We start from the raw sequence: 477 nt of genomic DNA, 5'->3' as shown, positions 1-477 counted from the left end.
GCGCTCAACTTCGCGCCCGACAAGGACAGTCTGTTGAGCCGTGAGACCGTACCGGAACCTCATGCGTTCGAGGTCAGCATCGTGGCGCAGACGGCCAACGCGCCTTTCACGTTCAGCTTCCGCCAGGAAGAGGGGAAAGTCGAACTCAGCGATGCGCAAAACAAGGCGGCATCCATCGGCATCGACACCGCAGGGGCTGCAAGCATCAAGTCTGCCCTGCAATTGCCGGGCGAAATCCGCCTGAACGAAGACCGCACCTCGCATGTCGTCCCGCGCATGGCGGGCGTGGTCGAGAGCGTGCAGGCCAGCTTGGGACAAACAGTCAAGAAGGGACAGGTGCTGGCGGTCATAACCAGCCCGACCGCCTCCGAGCAGCGCAGCGAATTGCAGACGGCGCAAAAGCGGCTGGCTTTGGCCAAGACCACCTTCGAGCGCGAGAAGCGGCTGTGGGAGCAGAAGATTTCCGCCGAGCAGGAT

General features: G+C 62.5%; 1 protein-coding gene. It reads left to right on the top strand.

Features of this window, described 5'->3' with window-relative positions; all coding sequences use genetic code 11:
• Positions 1–33 precede the first annotated feature (33 nt).
• Positions 34–477 (top strand): efflux RND transporter periplasmic adaptor subunit (locus GVL52_RS31910; protein ID WP_210254127.1); only part of this gene is annotated, 444 nt, incomplete at its 3' end.

The sequence above is a fragment of the Rhizobium sp. 18055 genome (assembly GCF_902706285.1).
Lineage (GTDB): Bacteria > Pseudomonadota > Alphaproteobacteria > Rhizobiales > Rhizobiaceae > Rhizobium.
Note: the sequence above shows the minus strand (reverse complement) of the source record. Positions and strands in the feature narration are given on the sequence as shown.